The sequence below is a fragment of the Streptomyces sp. SP17BM10 genome (assembly GCF_036322405.1).
In the GTDB taxonomy this organism is placed as follows: Bacteria; Actinomycetota; Actinomycetes; order Streptomycetales; family Streptomycetaceae; genus Kitasatospora.
Window position 1 is genome coordinate 1 of sequence record NZ_JAQYXB010000021.1, and the last position, 302, is coordinate 302.

The window sequence follows — 302 nt, forward strand, 5'->3', positions numbered from 1 at the left end:
GATCACGACCAGGCGTGGCTGACCGGCGGCCTCACGCGGGCGGTCGACCTGTGGCTCCTGTCCTACGTCCCGGACGGCCGCGAGCTCGTCGATCGCGCCGTTGCGGCATTCCTCTTGTTCCTGGACTCGGCCGGTGCCCTGGCCGGCTTCGGCCTCGTCGTCCTTCGCGGACGTCGCCGGCCGAACGCGACGCCCGGGCCCCGGCGACCCGCGCTCCGCCTGGTGCGGGGCGCGACGACGGGGGCCTTCTACGTCCACCTCGTGCTGCCGGCCGCCCTCGCCGTCGACGTCGTCCTGCACCC

1 protein-coding gene is annotated in these 302 nt (G+C 75.2%); it reads left to right on the forward strand.

Annotated features, from left to right (window positions below; all coding sequences use genetic code 11):
• On the forward strand, positions 1-302 hold a 302-nt coding region (locus tag PUR71_RS00065), incomplete at both ends, for a hypothetical protein (RefSeq protein ID WP_329924227.1).